The organism is Dyadobacter alkalitolerans DSM 23607 (assembly GCF_000428845.1).
In the GTDB taxonomy this organism is placed as follows: domain Bacteria; phylum Bacteroidota; class Bacteroidia; order Cytophagales; family Spirosomataceae; genus Dyadobacter; species Dyadobacter alkalitolerans.
The window spans coordinates 621,539-638,619 of record NZ_AUAS01000001.1 but is presented as its reverse complement, the minus strand read 5'-3'; the positions used below and the strand labels follow the sequence as shown (position 1 = coordinate 638,619).

The window sequence follows — 17,081 nt, the reverse complement described above, 5'->3', positions numbered from 1 at the left end:
TTTTAACAACCTATATCCATGAAAAGATTTTTTACCGGGCTTTCCATCAGCTTGCTATTGCTCTCAGGAAACGCTTTTGCCCAAAAAGAAAACAAGCTTCCCGACTGGACCTTCGGCGGTTTCCAGCGCCCGGCCGGCGTAAACCCCGTCATTTCACCCGATTCCACGTCGACATTCTTCTGCCCGATGAACAAAAAGCAGGTTGACTGGGAATCCAATGATACATTCAACCCCGCCGCAACAATCAAAAACGGCAAAATCGTCGTCCTGTATCGCGCGGAAGATAAAGCCGGAAGAGCCATCGGAAAGCGCACTTCGCGCCTGGGTTACGCTGAAAGCGAGGACGGAATTACATTCAAAAGACGCAAAGAACCCGTTTTGTATCCCGCCGAGGACAACCAGAAAAAGAACGAATGGCCGGGCGGTTGCGAAGATCCGCGCGTGGCAGTCACCGAAGACGGTTTATATGTGATCATTTACACACAATGGAACCTGGACAAAGCGCGGCTAGGCATCGCCACTTCGCGGGATTTATTGAAATGGGAAAAGCACGGGCCTGCATTTACAAAAGCATTCAATGGTAAATTCAATGAAATCTGGTCAAAATCAGGCTCAATCGTAACTAAGCTGGTCGGTGATAAGCAGGTGATTGCGAAGATCAATGGCAAATACTGGCTTTATTTCGGAGAGGCTAATGTTAATCTGGCTTCCTCCACAGACTTGATCAACTGGACGCCATTGGTGGACAAAAACGAAAATCTGGTCAACCTGATTTCTCCGCGCAAAGGTTTTTTTGACAGCAACTTAACAGAATGTGGCCCGCCCGCGATCGTGACGGACAAGGGAATCGTCCTTTTATACAATGGTAAAAACGACAAAGGCGAAGACGGCGACAAGCGTTTCACGCCGAATAGTTACTGTGCAGGTCAGGTTTTATTTGATAAAAATGATCCTTCCAAAGTGCTCGCAAGGCTGGACGTTCCCTTTTTCCGTCCTATGGAATCATTCGAAAAAAGCGGTCAGTATGTTGCAGGGACTGTTTTCATTGAAGGAATGGTGTATTTCAAAAATAAATGGCTCCTTTACTACGGCTGCGCCGACTCCCGGGTAGGAGTGGCTGTCTACGACCCAAAAACCAAAACCCCAGGCGACCCGCTGCCTTGATGCGTATATTATTTTGAAGCCATTGATCGATTGGAATTTTGAAGGCGTATATCAGGTGTAAACAAAACAAACTTATTACCTATGAAAACGTCGATGAAATTTACAAGCTTGCTGGCATTTGCTTTGATGACAGCATTCGGTGCATTTGCCCAAGAAAAGACAAAAATGGTAGGCGGAGCAGAAATGTATCCAAACAAAAACATTATCGAAAACGCAGTCAATTCAAAAGATCATACAACATTGGTTGCCGCTGTAAAAGCAGCAGGATTGGTTGAAACATTGTCAGGAACAGGCCCATTCACGGTTTTTGCACCGTTTAACGCAGCATTCGACGCACTGCCAGCCGGAACCGTTGACAACTTGTTGAAACCAGAAAACAAAGCAACACTAACTTCGGTTTTGACTTACCACGTTATTCCTGGAAAAGTTGATTCTAAATCAGTTGCAAAAATGATCAAGGACGGCAAAGGAAAAGCAATGGCGAAAACAGCACAAGGCGCTGAGCTTACTTTTACCATGGACGGTAAAGACCTGATCGTTACGGATGCAAAAGGAAACAAAGGAAAAGTAACAATTGCAGACGTGTATCAATCAAACGGCGTGATCCATGTAATCGACAAAGTTTTGATGCCTTAATGAATTGAGTTATGTGAAGTTCGTGAGTGAAGTTGGTTGTGATGTGGCGGGAGAGCTTAGGCTTTCCCGCCTTTTTTTGTGCCCCATGCAGGTTAGTACAGGATAGTGCGACGGATAATTTTAGGAATTTTTGGATATTATTTTCTGCTTTTTTAAGAGTAATTAACAAAAAAATCCCGTTGTTGTAAGGGAAGCCTATTTTTCAGAAGTCACTAAACCTATAAATACAAACCAATGAATTCCAGATTTATCAGCGCCGCGCTTATGCTGGCCGTTTTATTGAGCATCGGAAGCCAGATTTCATGCGTGGCACAGAAGAAAGAAAAAGGCTTCGTATCCATCTTTGATGGCAAATCATTGAAAGGCTGGGACGGTGATCCGAAATACTGGAGAGTGGAAAATGGGAATCTTGTAGGAGAAATCACGCCTGAGACCCTTTTAAAAACAAATTCATTCATTATCTGGAAAGGCGGCGAGCCCGCAGATTTTGAATTAAAAGGTTCGGTAAAGATCGCAACAGCCGGTAATTCAGGCATTAATTACAGAAGTGAACAGTTAACAGATGTTCCTTTTGCATTGAAAGGTTACCAGGCCGATATTGACGGAAAAAACAATTATACAGGCCAGAATTACGAGGAACGTAAAAGAACAACACTCGCTTATCGCGGCCAGAAAACGACAATCAAGCCTTATACTGGCGAAAAGACGCCCGAAGCCGTTCGTGCCGGCGTGAAAGGAAATGCCTGGACAGGGCTGGAAGTAACCGGCTCATTAGGAAAATCAGATTCGTTGAAAACGCTGATCAAAAGCGAGGACTGGAATGAGTTTCACATTGTGGCCAAAGGAAACCGCCTGCAACATTACATCAATGGTGTTCTGATGAGCGATGTGACCGATAATGATACAGTTAATGGTAAAAAAAGCGGTTTGCTGGGCGTGCAGGTCCACGTGGGCCCGCCTATGAAAGTGGAATACAAAGATTTGAGAATCAAACAATAGCGTCAGTGCCAATTGCTGGCAACAACGAATTTTAGTCCAATGAATAAAATAGGATTTAATGTGCTTGCCTGGACGGCAGCGGTTTCTGATGATCTTTTTCCCATACTCGACCGGTTGAAAGGAATTGGTTACGACGGAGCGGAATTTTATCTGGGCCCGCAGGAATCAGCTGCTTATCAGCGTGTTGGAAATTACACTAAGGATATCGGCCTGGAAACCAGTGCGGTAATGACGCTTGGCGCGGATGAAAATCCGGTAAGCGAGTCGGTGGAGGTTCGACAAAGGGCTTTGGATAAAATCAAATGGGCGGTAGACCGGGCGCATGACCTGAATGCAAAAATCATTTGTGGTCCGTTTCACTCGGCGCACACGGTTTTTGTAAACCGCCCGGCTCAGGATCAGGAATATGCATTGGCTGGTGAAGTTTTGCATGCCGCTGCTGATTATGCCGCTCAGGCTAACATTACATTCGCATTGGAAGCATTGAACCGTTTTGAATGCTATCTCTGCAACACCATGGAACAGCTGCTCAAACTCGTGAAAGCAGCCGATCACCCGAATGTGCGCGCCATGTTCGATACGCACCATTCCAATATTGAGGAGAAAAAATATTCCATAGCATTGCAAACCATCGCGCCTGTTCTGGCGCACGTGCACATCAGCGAAAATGACCGCGGAACGCCGGGCGACGGACAAGTGCTTTGGGACGATGCATTTTCTTCCCTGGCAGCGATCAAATATCAAGGCTGGCTCACGATTGAGGCTTTTTCAAGGAATGACCCGGATTTTGCCAATGCCATCGGCGTATGGCGCGAGTTTTCAGATCCATGGGACATTGCCGAGAATGGCTACAAATTTATCCGCGAAATGAGCCTGAAACACGGTCTTTGATCAAAAAAACATTCCTGAACCATGCATAAAGTCCTTCAATCCTTGCTGCTGACCAGCATTGTCTCTTTCATTTTCTTTTTCAAAACAGCGAATGTAAGTGCACAAGATTTTGATGCGGAAATGTATCGGGTCGTTTACAAAGGCGATAAAGGTCCTGGCGCTGGCAAGAATATTGTTTTTATTGCGACGGATCATGAATATAGGGGAGAAGAATCACTGCCAGCCTTAGCGAAAATCTTGGCTAAAAATTACGGCTTTACTTGCACGGTTGTCTACGCGCTCGATTCCGCAGGCAACATTTTCCCGGGCGGCTCCAACATTAAAGGCCTTAAAGTTCTGGAAAAAGCCGATCTGCTCGTTATGTTCATGCGCTTCGCGCATTTTCCAGATGCAGAAATGCAGCATATTGACGACTACATCAAACGCGGTGGGCCTATCGTCGCTTTTCGCACTTCCACTCACGCTTTTGAAATAAAAAATGACCATGAATGGGCACATTACAGCTGGGATTATAAAGGCGATAAGGCCAATTGGAAAGATGGTTTTGGCGAATATGTGCTCGGCGAAACCTGGGTTTCCCACTATGGCACCAACCACAAGCAATCTTCCAAAATCATTATTGAAAAAGGCCAGGAAGCACACCCCATCATGACTGCCGTGCGGAATATATGGGTGCAATCCGGCGGCTACACGGCCGAGCCGAAAGGAACAGTGCTTGCAAGAGGACAGGTGCTCAACGGCATGACGCCCACGTCCGAGCCCGACAAAACCAAAGAGCTGCTTCCAGTTGCCTGGATCAAGGAATATCAGGTTGAAGGTGGTCAAAAAGGCCGCTCATTCACCACCACGCATGGCGCTTCCGAAGATTTGCTGAATGAAGGCTTCCGCCGCATGGTGCTCAATGCAACATTCTGGGCGATGGGCATGGAAAAGGACATTAAGCCTTCCAACGACATTGCTTTTGTAGGACCTTACAAGCCCACGACATTTAATTTTACCGGTTATAAGGCCAATGTTAAGCCTGCGGATCTTGCGGGCTGGGACTCGCTCATTATGCCTGGCGAGATTGTCAAAAAGAAGACAAAGTAATTTTTTGATTTATATAAATTAATAAAAGCATTTAATGTCTCAAATACTTCCATTTCGCTTTGGATCAGAGGTTTATACCTGGTTTATGAGCAACAGCGGTCAAACGCATCAGGGCCGGCTGGGGCATATGATTGAAGTCATCGCCAAAGCCGGATTCACCGGAATTCAGCCCATTTTCACCTGGATGGGCGACCTGATCGACCCCGACAAGCTGGAAGCGAAACTGGACGAACAAGGCATTGAGCTCGCGGCGCTGGCATTGGCATTGGATTGGAATGAGGCAGAAGAAACCGAGCGCGAGCGCGAAGTGGCCGATCATGCGATCAGAGTTTTGCAAAGATTTCCCGGTGCCGTTTTAAATACAGTGCAAATCCCGACAGGCCGTCACGACCTGGCAGAGCGGCAAAAACGCCTTGTTAACATTGTCAACACGGTTTCAAAACGTGCCGCAGACAAAGGTGTTCCATGCAGTTACCATCCCAATTCCCCGCACACGTCCATCATCCGCACAGCCGAGGATTATAAGATCGTGCTGGAAGGGCTGGATGCATCGGTTACGGGCTGGACGCCGGATGTGGGCCACATTATCAACGGCGATATGGACCCGTTGGCCAAAATGAAAGAATATCAGTCGCTGATCAACCACGTGCATTACAAAGATTGGGACGGAAACCCTGAATTTACATTAATGGGCAAGGGAAAAGTGGACTTACTGGCTGTAACCCAATGGCTTAAAGACATTAATTACAGCGGCTGGATCATTTGTGAAGACGAAGGAAAAGAAGCATTGGAAGATCCCGATTTCGTGACAACCCATGACGGCAACTGGATCCAGAACGACCTCATCCCAGCATTAAGATAAACGCCCATGCCGACGATCAAGACCAACGGAATCAACATGTATTACGAAGAAAGGGGCTCCGGCGAGCCGCTTTTGCTGATTATGGGCATTACCGCGCCCGGATCAGTCTGGAATGTGCATGTGGCCGATTGGAAACATCATTTCCGCTGCATTATAGGTGATAACAGGGGAGTAGGCCAAACCGACAAACCAGCAGGCGCGTACACCAGCGAGCAAATGGCCGATGATTATGCCGGTCTGCTCGATTCACTGGAACTTGAAAATGTGCATGTTGTAGGCTGCTCCATGGGCAGCACCATTGCGCAGCAACTGGCGATAAGGCATCCTAAAAAAGTAAAGTCTTTGGTCCTGATGTGCCCCTGGGCACGGTGCGACAACTATGCCAAAAGCCTGTTTCAGCACATTATGAACAGCAAAGCGCGTTTCCGGCCGGAGGAATTCAGCTTATACATTCAATTATTAATTTTTTCAAAATCATCCTGGGACGATCCCAGGAAGCACGAAGAACTCGAATTAGGCAGAAAACAAGACGCGGTCAACCCTTATCCGCAGCCGTTACACGGACTGGAAGGCCAGGCAGCAGCGTGCATTAACCACAATGCGCTGGCTGATTTAGGCAAAATAGACAAACCAACATTGGTCATAGGAGGCCGGGAAGACATTTTCACGCCGGTTTGGATGGCAGAGGAAGTGGCGAATGGCATTCCCAATACCGAATTGTTCCTTTACGAGAAGCTCGGACACGCATTTCATTTCGAAAATACGGATGATTTTAACCTGAGGGTGAGGGATTTTCTCTCCAAAACACATTAAAGAAAGGTCATTAAAGCCTTTTTTAATTTTTGAATTGATATAAAAATGGAAAGTGCGGAGCATATAAATAACGACGTCCCAAATGCCGGCTGGAAAGACAAAGTGTCCAACCACGCACAAATCGGCGGCATTGAAACATCGGTCCTTGACAATGGCGCAGGAAGAGGAACGCGCATTGCCTGGATCAATACGGGCGCAGGTTTGCGTTTCAAAGTGGTGATTGACAGGGCGATGGACATTGCGGAGGCATTTTACAATCAGCATAGTCTTGCCTGGCTAAGCCACGGCGGCATTACGTACCCACAGCCATTTTCTGACAAAGGGATTGATTGGTTAAGAACATTCGGCGGCGGTCTACTCACAACCTGCGGCCTTACACACGTCGGCGGGCCGGAGTCGGATGGTTTTGGAGACAGAGGTTTGCATGGGCTAATCAGCAATTCACCGGCAGAAATCGTATCCATCATTCAGCCGGATGTAAGGGCTGGCAAGCTGGAAATGAGCATTACGGGCATTATCCGGGAAACAAAGCCATTCGGCCCAAGTCTGGAACTGCGCCGGACCATTTCGGCAACATTAGGACAACCCGGCGTCCGCATTCACGACGAAGTGACCAACAAGGGCAACACGCCATCGCCGCACATGCTTTTGTATCATTTCAATTTCGGCTGGCCGCTCGCTGACGAAGGCACCGACATCCTCTGGAACGGCAAATGGCACCCCAGGCACGGCGAAGAAAATGCTAAGATTTTCAAAGAAGGAAACAATTTCAAAAAATGCCCCGCCCCCCTGGACGATCACCTGGGAAGCGGCGAAGAAGTAGCATTGGTAGACATCGAAGCCGACATTTTCGGCGACAGCATTTGCGGGCTTTACAATGAAAAGATCGGCCTGGCTGTCGGATTAAAATTCAAAAAAGAACAACTCCCCTGGATGGCCAACTGGCAGCATTGGGGCAGAGGTGAATACGTTACCGGGTTGGAACCTAGCACGCATCCGTTGTCGGGTCAGGCGAAGGCGAGGGAGGATAAGACATTAATTTTCATCGGGCCGGAGGAGACGAAGGTTTATGATCTGGAATTGAATGCGATGACGGAGAAAAGCATTATTGATGAGTTTGTATTGCAGGTGAATGTGGCCTGAACAACCCCTGTCAGCCTGAGCGGAGTCGAAGGCACGAGCGAGATGCCTTCGTCAGTAGCGCCCTTCGACTCCGCTCAGGGTGACAGAAGCAGATATTATTATTTACACTAAACCAATTTATTAACCACAATGGGACTTTCGAGTATAGCTGAGAAGGCATTAGAGCAGGGAAAAGGGATTTTGCGTTTGGCGCCGACCTGGGTGCCGCGTTCATTTTGCGTTCCCGGCCGCAGGATCAAATTACATCCGGACGATTATTATGTACTGGGTGGAGAGCGTGGCGGTATCGATGAGCGCTGGTTATCTTCTACCACTCCCGCAGAGAACGGGCCGCTGACCGGCGAAAATGAAGGTTTGAGCCAAATCGTTTTGGAAGATGAGTCAGGCGTTCAAAAAGTCACATTGCGGGATGCGGTGGAAGAGCTGAAAGGTGAAATTATTGGTAACAGACTTTGGGATCAATACAAAAGCTGGCCGATGTATTCCAAGTTTTTTGACAATATGGGCCCGCTTCCGCACCATATCCACCACAGAGATGAGCACGCCGCAATGGTGGGCCAGAATGGAAAGCCGGAAGCCTACTATTTCCCGCCGCAACTCAACAACCACGGCGGCGATTTTCCTTATACATTCATTGGTATTGCTCCGGGTACTTCCAAAGAGCAGATCAAGGAGTGTCTGATGAACTTCACCAAGGGTGACAATAAAATCACGAACTATTCTCAGGCATTTCGTCTGGAACCGGGAACGGGCTGGGATGTGCCTCCCGGCATGCTGCACGCGCCGGGCAGCTTGTGCACATATGAGCCGCAAAAAGCATCGGATATTTTCGCGATGTATCAATCGCTTGTCAACGAGGCGGTTATTCCGGAAGAGCTGCTTTGGAAAGGTACCCCCCAAGACAGAATTGGCGATTACGACTTGTTGATGGAAGTAATCGACTGGGATTTGAATGTCAATCCTAATTTGATGGAGAAACATTTCATGCGTCCGAAACCGGTGAAAGATGTTGCCGAGATGGAAGCGGAAGGATATAGCGAGAACTGGATTTGCTACAAGAACGAAGCTTACAGTGCCAAAGAACTGACCGTATTCCCTGGGCAAACAGTAACAATTAAAGACGGTGGCGCATACGGAATGATAGTGATGCAGGGCCACGGCAAGTTTGGTGATTGGGACATTGAAACACCGGCACTCATCCGCTACGGGCAATTGACGAATGATGAATTTTTTGTAAGTGAAAAAGCGGCAGTGGAAGGCGTTGTGATCAGCAATCCTTCCAAAACGGACCCTATTGTAATCTTGAAACACTTTGGTCCGGGCAATCCAGACTTAGTTCTTTAACCAATAAATTCTTAAACCATGCCAGAAAATAATTATCCTAAGCTTCACAATGCCACTTGGCCTGGGATTGTGGGCAAAGGTTCTGACGAAGAACCGATTATTTCTTTTGATACAATGCTTGAGAAAACCGCGTCTGCGGAAGTGGACGGCGTTCGTTTTGATGGCGTTGACTTAGGTCTGTTTGACCCGCATGTTGGTATTTATATGAACCAGGACGGCGGTGCAGAACGCCTGGCTGAAAAGCTGAACGGCCTGAACCTCGAAGTAGGAAGCCTTGTAGCCAATGTCTGGGCCGGTTCAGCAATGGGCACTAAGGAAGCGAAAGATACATTCGTGGAGCAGGTTCGTCAGGCTTGTATTTTTGGTAAAAAACTGCGTGACCTAGGCATCCGAAACGGCGGCGTAATCCGCGTCGACTCGGCTGCTTCACCCGAAGTTTGGTCTGCTGACCCTGCTGCCAATACGAAGCAAATTGCCGAAACATTTAGACGTGCTTGTGACGTAGCTGCAGATTTTGGCGAAAAAATTGCAGCCGAAGGAGAAATCTGCTGGGGCGGCATGCACAGCTGGAAAGCGATGATCGAAACGCTGGATGCAGTTGGTCGTCCAAATATGGGTTTCCAGGCTGATATGTCACATACATTCCTTTATCTGCTAGGTTACAATGCGCCTGAGCACCGTATTTTACCTGTGGATTTCCAATGGGGCGACCGCTATGCTTTGGAGGAAGGTTTGAAAAAAATGACTGCTGAATTGCGTCCGTACACATTCGACTTCCACGTTGCGCAAAACGACGGAACAGTTCACGGAACAGGTTCACACGACAAAACGGGTCGTCACTGCCTGGCAACGGATCCAAACGGAAGATTAGACATTACAAAAGACGCAGGTTATTGGCTGCGGGATGAAAACGGCAACGTTACCAAGGCGTTCCGTCATATTTGTTGGGATGGCTGCATGTTCCCGAACGAGGTCATGACCAATCAGCAAACCTGGAACGACATTCTGGCCGCGCTCGTGAAAGTGCGTCAGGCGCATGGCTGGTATCAGGAAGATAGTGTTGTTTCTCCCATCGTTTAACCCGATTTGAATTCAGGATATGTCAAATAAAAAAGAAATCAGGATTGCGCTCATCGGGACCGGATTAATGGGCCGCACGCATTCCAATGGCTATAAAAGAATCGGCGACTTCTTTCCCGAGCTGGAATATCGCCCTGTTTTAAAAGCAGTATGCTCGCGTAACGAAGAAAAAGTGCGTGCATTTGCAGAACAATGGGGTTACGAATCCGTCGAAACCGATTGGAGAAAAATCATCGAGCGCGACGACATTGATGCGATAGATATTTGTACGCCCAATGACACTCACGCCGAAATCGCCATCGCGGCCGCTGCTGCCGGCAAGATGATCCTTTGCGAAAAACCATTGGCAAGAACATTGGAAGAAGCCAAAACGATGGTGGACGCCATTGAAAAATCAGGCGTGAAAAACACGGTTTGGTACAATTACCGCCGCGTGCCTGCTGTAACATTAGCGAAGCAAATCGTCGATTCCGGCAAGTTGGGACGGATTTTCCATTACCGGGCAAACTTTCTGCAAGACTGGACCATTAACCCGGACGTTCCACAAGGAGGTGCCGCCACCTGGCGTCTGGACGTAGATGCAGCTGGTTCCGGCGTAACAGGCGACCTGCTGGCACATTGCATCGACACAGCAATGTGGATCAACGGAGGCATTAAGGACGTTTCTGCTGTAACCGAGACATTCATCAAAGAACGCGTGCATTCGGCAAGCGGAGAAGTGCAGAAAGTAGGCATCGACGATGCTTGTATTTTCCACTGTCATTTTGATAATGGTTCGTTGGGTCTCTTTGAGTCAACGCGTTATGCCCGTGGCCACAAGGCACTTTATACATTTGAAATCAACGGTGAACACGCATCCATCCGCTGGGACCTGCACGATCTGAACCGTCTGGAATATTTCGATCATAACGACGAATCCATCGTCCGCGGCTGGCGCTCCATCCTCGTTACCGACAGCGATCAGCCTTATATGAAGCGCTGGTGGATTCCGGGCACGAGCATTGGCTATGAACATTCGTTCATCCACCAAGCCGCCGACTTCTTCGAAAGTCTGCAAACCGGCGAGCCTTGTTCACCCACTTTTAAGGACGCCTACGAAACCCAGAAAGTCTGCGAAGCAGTGCTGGACTCTGCGGCTTCTAAAAGCTGGAAAGACACCGGCGTGGTTTGGGAAGGCTGACATTGATTGGATTCTATTCAATTAATTCAGTCCTATATTATCATCTATAATTATCTATCATAAAGCCCAGGGTTGAAACCCTGGGCAATGTTTTATTTTTGAGGGTATTTCATCCGGTATGAGTTGTTGACTTCTGTACTATCTACATAGCATCATAAAAAATAGCATCCCAAAACAATCAATTGCCCCCGGTTTCAACCGGGGGATAAAAAAAATAATGGGAACAATCCTCAAAGTTTCAAATCTCTCAAAATCGTTCTCCGGTGTGAAAGCGCTGGACAACATTCATTTTGAGTTGAAAAGAGGAGAAGTGCATGCCTTAATGGGCGAGAACGGCGCCGGGAAATCAACATTCATGAAAATCCTGATTGGCCTGCTTGCGCCGGATTCGGGTGAAATCATTTTTGAAGGGGCTGATTTAAGGAACAGCAATGTCAGCGCGACATTGAAGCGCGGCATTTCCATGATCCACCAGGAAATCCTTATTATTCCGGAGCTTACTGTTGCACAAAATATTTTTTTAGGCCGAGAGAGAGAAGTTTCCGGAAAAACAGGCTGGGCTTCCGGCTGGCTGAACGATGCTGGCGTAAACCAAAAAGCAGAAGCATTGCTGACCGAAATGGGCGTCGACATTGATTTCAAAGCCAAAATGAAGCATCTGAGCGTAGCGCAAATGCAGATGGTCGAGATTGCGAAGGCGATTTCAAATGATGCAAAAGTGATCATTATGGACGAGCCCACATCGGCCATTTCCGACAAGGAAGTGGATACACTTTTCAAAATCATCAAAGACTTGAAAGCCAAGGGTGTCGCAATCATTTACATTTCACACAAAATGGACGAGATCTTTGAGATTTCGGACACCATAACCGTGCTGCGCGATGGAAAATACGTTGCTACTAAAAGCGCTTCCGAGTTGGATAAGCAGTCGCTTATTTCGATGATGGTCGGCCGGGAAATCGAGCACATGTTTCCGGAATCCAATCATGCAAAAGGTGACCTGGCGATTTCAGTGAAGGGTTTAAGTAAAAAGGATCAGTTTGCAGATATTAATTTTGAAGTTCGGGCAGGAGAAATATTGGGATTTGCAGGACTAATGGGCGCCGGGCGAACAGAGATTGCAAGAGTAATTTTTGGTTTAGATAAACCGGATGGCGGCGAAATTATTATTAGGAACAAATCAGTCGTCAATAAAACCCCGCGGCAGGCCATTGAAAACGGCATTGGATATGTAAGCGAAGATCGCAAGGGCCTGGGTTTTATTCCGGGCATGTCGGTCAAAGACAACACCACATTAGCCAGCATGAACCGGCATCGGGAAGGGATTTTCATCAATACAAACAGCGAGAAAGCATCCACCGAGCAAATGATCGCCGATCTGCGCATCAAGACTGCTGATATGAACCAGAAAGTCACTTATCTGAGCGGCGGCAATCAGCAAAAAGTCGTCATAGGAAAAGTGTTGCTGGCGTCTCCTGAAATCATCATTCTAGACGAGCCAACCCGCGGCGTGGATGTAGGGGCGAAATTTGAAATATACAAACTCATCCGAAAACTCGCCGACAAAGGAATTGCCATCATTATGATCTCCTCCGAACTGCCTGAGATACTGGGCATGAGCGACCGGATTCTGATTTTATCAAAGGGCAAGCAAACGGCCATCCTTTCAAGAGAAGAAGCGACACAGGAATTAATTATGAAATACGCGGTTGCATAGGCTTCTGATTACTGACAAACATTAAAAACAGCGATGGCCGACAGCCGATCACCGAAGTAAACATGAACATTCTCCCAACCCGCCTTAATAAATTCAGTCAATACGGCATTTTCCTGGCGTTTACATTAATATGCCTCGCACTAGCATTCAGCACACCAAGATTTTTTACGGTTTCCAATCTTATGATCATCGGAACGCAGGTTTCGATTAACGCATTACTTGCTTTTGGCGTCACATTCGTCATCATTACGGGTGGCATTGACCTTTCGCTTGGCTCTATGGTTGCCGTTGCGGGCGTTACCGCAGCCATGTTCGCGCATCCGGACGCGTATCCTTTGCTTGTGCCTTTGCTGGCAGGGCTGGGTGCGGGATTATTTTTCGGGGCATTCAATGGTTTTGTCATTACTAAAAGCAAAGTGCCGCCCTTCATCGTAACCCTCGGCACCATGACCATTGGGCGTGGTTTAGCATTGATTTTAAGCAAAGGCCGGCCGATATCTAATTTATCAGATTCCTTCAACTTCATAGGCGGCGGTAATCTTTTCGGCATTCCGTTCCCCATCATCATCCTGATCATTGCCTTCATCGTCTGCTCCATTATTTTAAATAAAACTGTCCTCGGTCGCTACATGTACGCAGTAGGAGGGAATGAGCCAGCTGCGCGGGCATCGGGCATCGACGTAACCAATGTTAAAATGTGGGTATATACGCTTTGCGGCCTGCTTTCTGCTGTGGGCGGCATCTTACTCACTTCCCGGATCACAACCGGCCAGCCAAATGCCGGGGCAGGTTTCGAGCTCGACGCCATCGCCGCAGCCATCATTGGCGGCACCAGCACATCAGGAGGCACCGGCACCATGACGGGCACATTAATCGGCGCATTGCTGATAGGTGTGATTAGTAATAGTTTGGATTTGCTGAATGTGACGTCTTATTATCAGCAAGTTGTAATGGGAATTATCATCATAGGCGCTGTGGTGCTGGATAGCATGGGTAAGAAGGATCGCTAGCTTTGAGCATGCTGTTTAGTATATCGAAGGGTTTACAGTTAAATCGAAAGGTTTATTTTGAATTAAAATACAATGATAAAAACTACAAAATACGCCCTGCTGGTAGCACTAGCACTTACCATTGCCAGCTGCAACCAATCCGGAAAAGGCGAAGGCGGCGAAAGCGGTTCTGATAAAAAACTCGTCGTCGGCTCAACCATGCTAAGCATGCAAAACGAATTCATCGTCAATGTAAGCGACGAAATGGAAGCGAGGGCGAAAGCGCTGGGCGTCGAACTCATCACCGTCGACGCTGAACGCTCTGCATTGAAGCAAGTGGAGCAAGTCGAAAGTTTCATAGCCCAAGGCGTGGACGCAATAATTATGAATCCTTGCGAAGTCGAAGCCAGCTCACCAGCTGTAAAGCTCGCTATGGACGCGAAAATTCCAATCATTAATGTTAACTCCGAAACATCGGCAAAACCATCTGCATTTGTAGGCTCGGATGACACGGAATCTGCAAGGATAGCAATGAAATATCTGGTTGAGAAACTGGGAGGAAAAGGCAATGTGCTGATTATGCACGGATTCATGGGTCAGGCGGCCCAGCTCAAAAGAGATAATGGCGCAAAAGAAATCCTCAAAGCCAATCCCGGCATGAAGCTTCTCGCCGAGCAAACCGGCGAATGGGACCGCGCAAAAGCGATGTCATTGATGGAAAACTGGATCCAATCCTACGGCTCAAAAATCAACGCTGTCTTTGCTCACAACGACGAAATGGGTATGGGTGCCGTAAAAGCACTCGAAGCGGCAGGTTTGAAAGACAAAGTAATCGTAATCAGCGTAGACGCCATACCGGACGCTTTGCAATCCGTAAAAAAAGGAGCGTTGAATGCTACAATCTTCCAGAATGCTCAGGAGCAAGGCAGTAAAGCCATTGAAATAGCTGTGAAAGCTGCTAAGAAGGAACAGTTTGAAAGGGAGGTTTTGATTCCGTTTCAGTTGGTGACGAAGGAGAATGTTGAGGAGTATTTGAAATGATTATTCCCGCTTTTTCCGCTCGTTAAGAAAACTTAGATCGACGCCTTCAAGCTGTTTACGGGCAAGTTCATTTTTCATTTGAACAAATTCTTCAACGGAAGCATATACCCGTTCTTCTCTAAATTTGGTCCTTTTCGCTCTGGCTGTCGGATTCATCTGATTTTGTCGTTTAAGTATGTGATTAAAAATGCGTCGTATTCTCGATTTGAAATGAAAAGTTCTCTTTTCGTTTCTTTCAAGCCATAAATTTCGAAAATTCTTCTCGCTTCTGAAAGCTCTTTGCTTATAATGATATTGTACAAGCGTGTCCTGGCAGGTGTGCTTCCCGTAATGTAAATGGATGAATTTGGATACGCTTTACAAAATGTGACCATGCTTTTTACGACGGTGGCAATGACTTTCCCCATGTCAAGATTATTGCTAATATTTCGATCGCAGCTTTCACCGTTGCTTAAAATATCGCATAAAGCTAAGTTATACATATTTGATACTTTTTCACTGGGCGTATAAATAATGAGTTTGCGGATAGACTTAAATTCGCTTACACTTTCAAACTCAAACAGCAAACAATTTTCGCTTGCTTTATAGTCGTAATGTTCTGTTTTCATATTGCATTGTTTTTTCGCCATTAAGACGTAGACGGAAAACAGAAGTCACTCAATTCAAATAAAAAATCTTGCTGAAAGTAAACCGGCTGCCCAAATCCCTTTTACTCCCAACTAAACCAGACCATAATCAACCATTCTTTCAATGAACAATTTCAATATCAATCGCCGACATTTTTTGCATGGCGCTACGGCGGCGCTGGCGCTTTCTACATTTGGGGCGAGGGGGATGGACCTGATTAATCCTGCCAAAACGCTTCGGGTGGGGCTTATCGGGACCGGATGGTATGGAAAAAGTGATTTATTCCGGCTGATTCAGGTGGCTCCGGTGGAGGTGCTGGCGCTTTGTGATGTAGATAAAAATCAGTTGAATGAGGCTGGGAAATTGGTGAGTCAGCGACAGAAATCAGGTAAGGTGCCAAAGTTGTATGGCGATTACCAGAAAATGCTGGCTGAAAATGAAATGGATATTGTGCTGATCGGCACGCCGGATCATTGGCATGCGTTGCAGATGATCGATGCCGTGAAAGCCGGTGCGCACGTGTATGTGCAGAAGCCGATCAGTGTGGATGTGATGGAAGGGGAGGCGATGGTGGCTGCGGCAAGAAAGTATAAAAAAGTGGTTCAGGTGGGGACGCAGCGGAAAAGCACGCCGCATTTGATCGACGCGAAAAAGAACATTGTTGACGCTGGGTTGCTGGGTAAAATCTCACACGTTGAAATGTGCTGTTATTTCCATATGCGGAATAATGGCAATCCGTCCGTTGAAGCTGTCCCTGATTTTTTGGATTATGAGAAATGGACGGGCCCGGCTCCGCTGAGGCCTTATGATGGCCTGCCGCACGTGCGCTGGTGGAGGACATTTATGGAGTATGGAAATGGCATCACGGGCGATATGTGCGTGCATATGTTTGACACGGTGCGCTGGATGCTCAAACTAGGGTGGCCTAAAAAAATCAGCTCAACGGGCGGCATTTATGTGCAAAAAGAAGGCAAATCCAACATTTCAGATACGCAATCGGCGATTTTTGAATATGATGAGCTGAATTGCGTCTGGCAGCACCGCACCTGGGGAACGCCCAATAATCCCGATTATCCGTGGTCATTTACTTTGTATGGAGAAAAAGGAACATTATGGGCAAGTACAATGGCCTATGATTTCATTCCCAATGGCAAAGGTGAGAAAATCCATAAGGATGTGGTTTTTGAAAAAGAAAAATATCCGGAAGATGTGACCGAAAAGGCCATTGAGCTTAATGCCGCACCCGCTACAAGGCTCCATATGCTTGACTTTTTGAGTGCGATCGACAACAGCACCAAGCCCGTTGCCGACATTGAAGAAGGACACATTTCAACTGCCAGCTGCATTCTCGCAAATCTTTCCATGAAAACCGGGCGGCCCATTGTTTATGATCCCGTAAAACGCGAAATTGTTGGGGATAGGGAAGCCAATGCGCTTTTGGCCCGCCCATATCGAGATCCGTACAAGCATCCGGATTATAAGAAAGTTTAGCCCTGCAATAAAAGT

General features: G+C 47.3%; 17 protein-coding genes. 15 read left to right on the top strand and 2 right to left on the bottom strand.

What is annotated here, in order from left to right; all coding sequences use genetic code 11:
* The first annotated feature begins 18 nt into the window (after positions 1-18).
* The 14 genes from G395_RS0102855 (at position 19) to G395_RS0102790 (ending at position 14,948) form a co-directional block, all read left to right on the top strand.
* The gene (locus G395_RS0102855; protein ID WP_026628688.1) at positions 19-1,164 is read left to right on the top strand and encodes a beta-1,2-mannosidase; all 1,146 of its coding nucleotides are present in this window, start codon (positions 19-21) and stop codon (positions 1,162-1,164) included.
* Positions 1,165-1,245: 81 nt separating this feature from the next.
* Positions 1,246-1,800 carry a fasciclin domain-containing protein gene (locus G395_RS0102850; RefSeq protein WP_026628687.1) on the top strand — a complete coding sequence of 185 codons (555 nt, stop codon included), beginning with the start codon at positions 1,246-1,248 and terminating at the stop codon, positions 1,798-1,800.
* A 234-nt stretch (positions 1,801-2,034) separates the two neighbouring features.
* Entirely contained in the window at positions 2,035-2,799 is a 765-nt protein-coding gene (locus tag G395_RS0102845; protein WP_026628686.1) for a 3-keto-disaccharide hydrolase, read from the top strand.
* Between the two features lie 39 nt (positions 2,800-2,838).
* Complete coding sequence (locus G395_RS0102840) at positions 2,839-3,690, top strand: sugar phosphate isomerase/epimerase family protein (protein WP_026628685.1); 852 nt, start codon at positions 2,839-2,841, stop codon at positions 3,688-3,690.
* Positions 3,691-3,711: 21 nt separating this feature from the next.
* Positions 3,712-4,779, top strand: a complete 1,068-nt coding sequence (locus tag G395_RS0102835) for a ThuA domain-containing protein (RefSeq protein ID WP_026628684.1) — start codon at positions 3,712-3,714, stop codon at positions 4,777-4,779.
* A 34-nt stretch (positions 4,780-4,813) separates the two neighbouring features.
* On the top strand, positions 4,814-5,641 hold the full coding sequence (locus G395_RS0102830) for a sugar phosphate isomerase/epimerase family protein (protein ID WP_026628683.1): 828 nt from the start codon (positions 4,814-4,816) through the stop codon (positions 5,639-5,641).
* A 6-nt stretch (positions 5,642-5,647) separates the two neighbouring features.
* A complete protein-coding gene (locus tag G395_RS0102825) occupies positions 5,648-6,454 on the top strand; it encodes an alpha/beta fold hydrolase (RefSeq protein WP_026628682.1) in 807 nt (268 codons plus the stop codon).
* A gap of 45 nt (positions 6,455-6,499) precedes the next feature.
* Positions 6,500-7,597, top strand: coding sequence for an aldose 1-epimerase family protein (locus G395_RS0102820; protein WP_051349932.1), 1,098 nt, complete (start codon positions 6,500-6,502; stop codon positions 7,595-7,597).
* Positions 7,598-7,726: 129 nt separating this feature from the next.
* Positions 7,727-8,941, top strand: a complete 1,215-nt coding sequence (locus tag G395_RS0102815) for a class I mannose-6-phosphate isomerase (RefSeq protein WP_026628680.1) — start codon at positions 7,727-7,729, stop codon at positions 8,939-8,941.
* Between the two features lie 18 nt (positions 8,942-8,959).
* Positions 8,960-10,021: a sugar phosphate isomerase/epimerase family protein gene (locus G395_RS0102810; RefSeq protein WP_026628679.1), complete on the top strand. Its 1,062-nt coding sequence runs from the start codon at positions 8,960-8,962 to the stop codon at positions 10,019-10,021.
* Positions 10,022-10,040: 19 nt separating this feature from the next.
* On the top strand, positions 10,041-11,201 hold the full coding sequence (locus G395_RS0102805) for a Gfo/Idh/MocA family protein (protein WP_026628678.1): 1,161 nt from the start codon (positions 10,041-10,043) through the stop codon (positions 11,199-11,201).
* 217 nt (positions 11,202-11,418) lie between these two features.
* Positions 11,419-12,918, top strand: coding sequence for a sugar ABC transporter ATP-binding protein (locus tag G395_RS0102800; protein WP_035360233.1), 1,500 nt, complete (start codon positions 11,419-11,421; stop codon positions 12,916-12,918).
* Between the two features lie 62 nt (positions 12,919-12,980).
* Entirely contained in the window at positions 12,981-13,928 is a 948-nt protein-coding gene (locus G395_RS0102795) for an ABC transporter permease (protein WP_035360228.1), read from the top strand.
* 72 nt (positions 13,929-14,000) lie between these two features.
* Positions 14,001-14,948, top strand: coding sequence for a sugar ABC transporter substrate-binding protein (locus G395_RS0102790; RefSeq protein ID WP_026628675.1), 948 nt, complete (start codon positions 14,001-14,003; stop codon positions 14,946-14,948).
* Here the strand turns inward: G395_RS0102790 and G395_RS31955 are convergent, their stop codons facing one another.
* The gene (locus G395_RS31955) at positions 14,949-15,104 is read right to left on the bottom strand and encodes a hypothetical protein (RefSeq protein WP_157486507.1); all 156 of its coding nucleotides are present in this window, start codon (positions 15,102-15,104) and stop codon (positions 14,949-14,951) included.
* The gene (locus G395_RS0102780) at positions 15,101-15,556 is read right to left on the bottom strand and encodes a DUF6934 family protein (RefSeq protein ID WP_026628674.1); all 456 of its coding nucleotides are present in this window, start codon (positions 15,554-15,556) and stop codon (positions 15,101-15,103) included. Before G395_RS0102780 ends, G395_RS31955 begins: the two co-directional genes overlap by 4 nt.
* Positions 15,557-15,698: 142 nt before the next feature.
* On the opposite strand from G395_RS0102780, the gene G395_RS0102775 reads away from it, so the two are divergent.
* Entirely contained in the window at positions 15,699-17,066 is a 1,368-nt protein-coding gene (locus G395_RS0102775) for a Gfo/Idh/MocA family protein (RefSeq protein ID WP_026628673.1), read from the top strand.
* Positions 17,067-17,081: the final 15 nt, after the last annotated feature.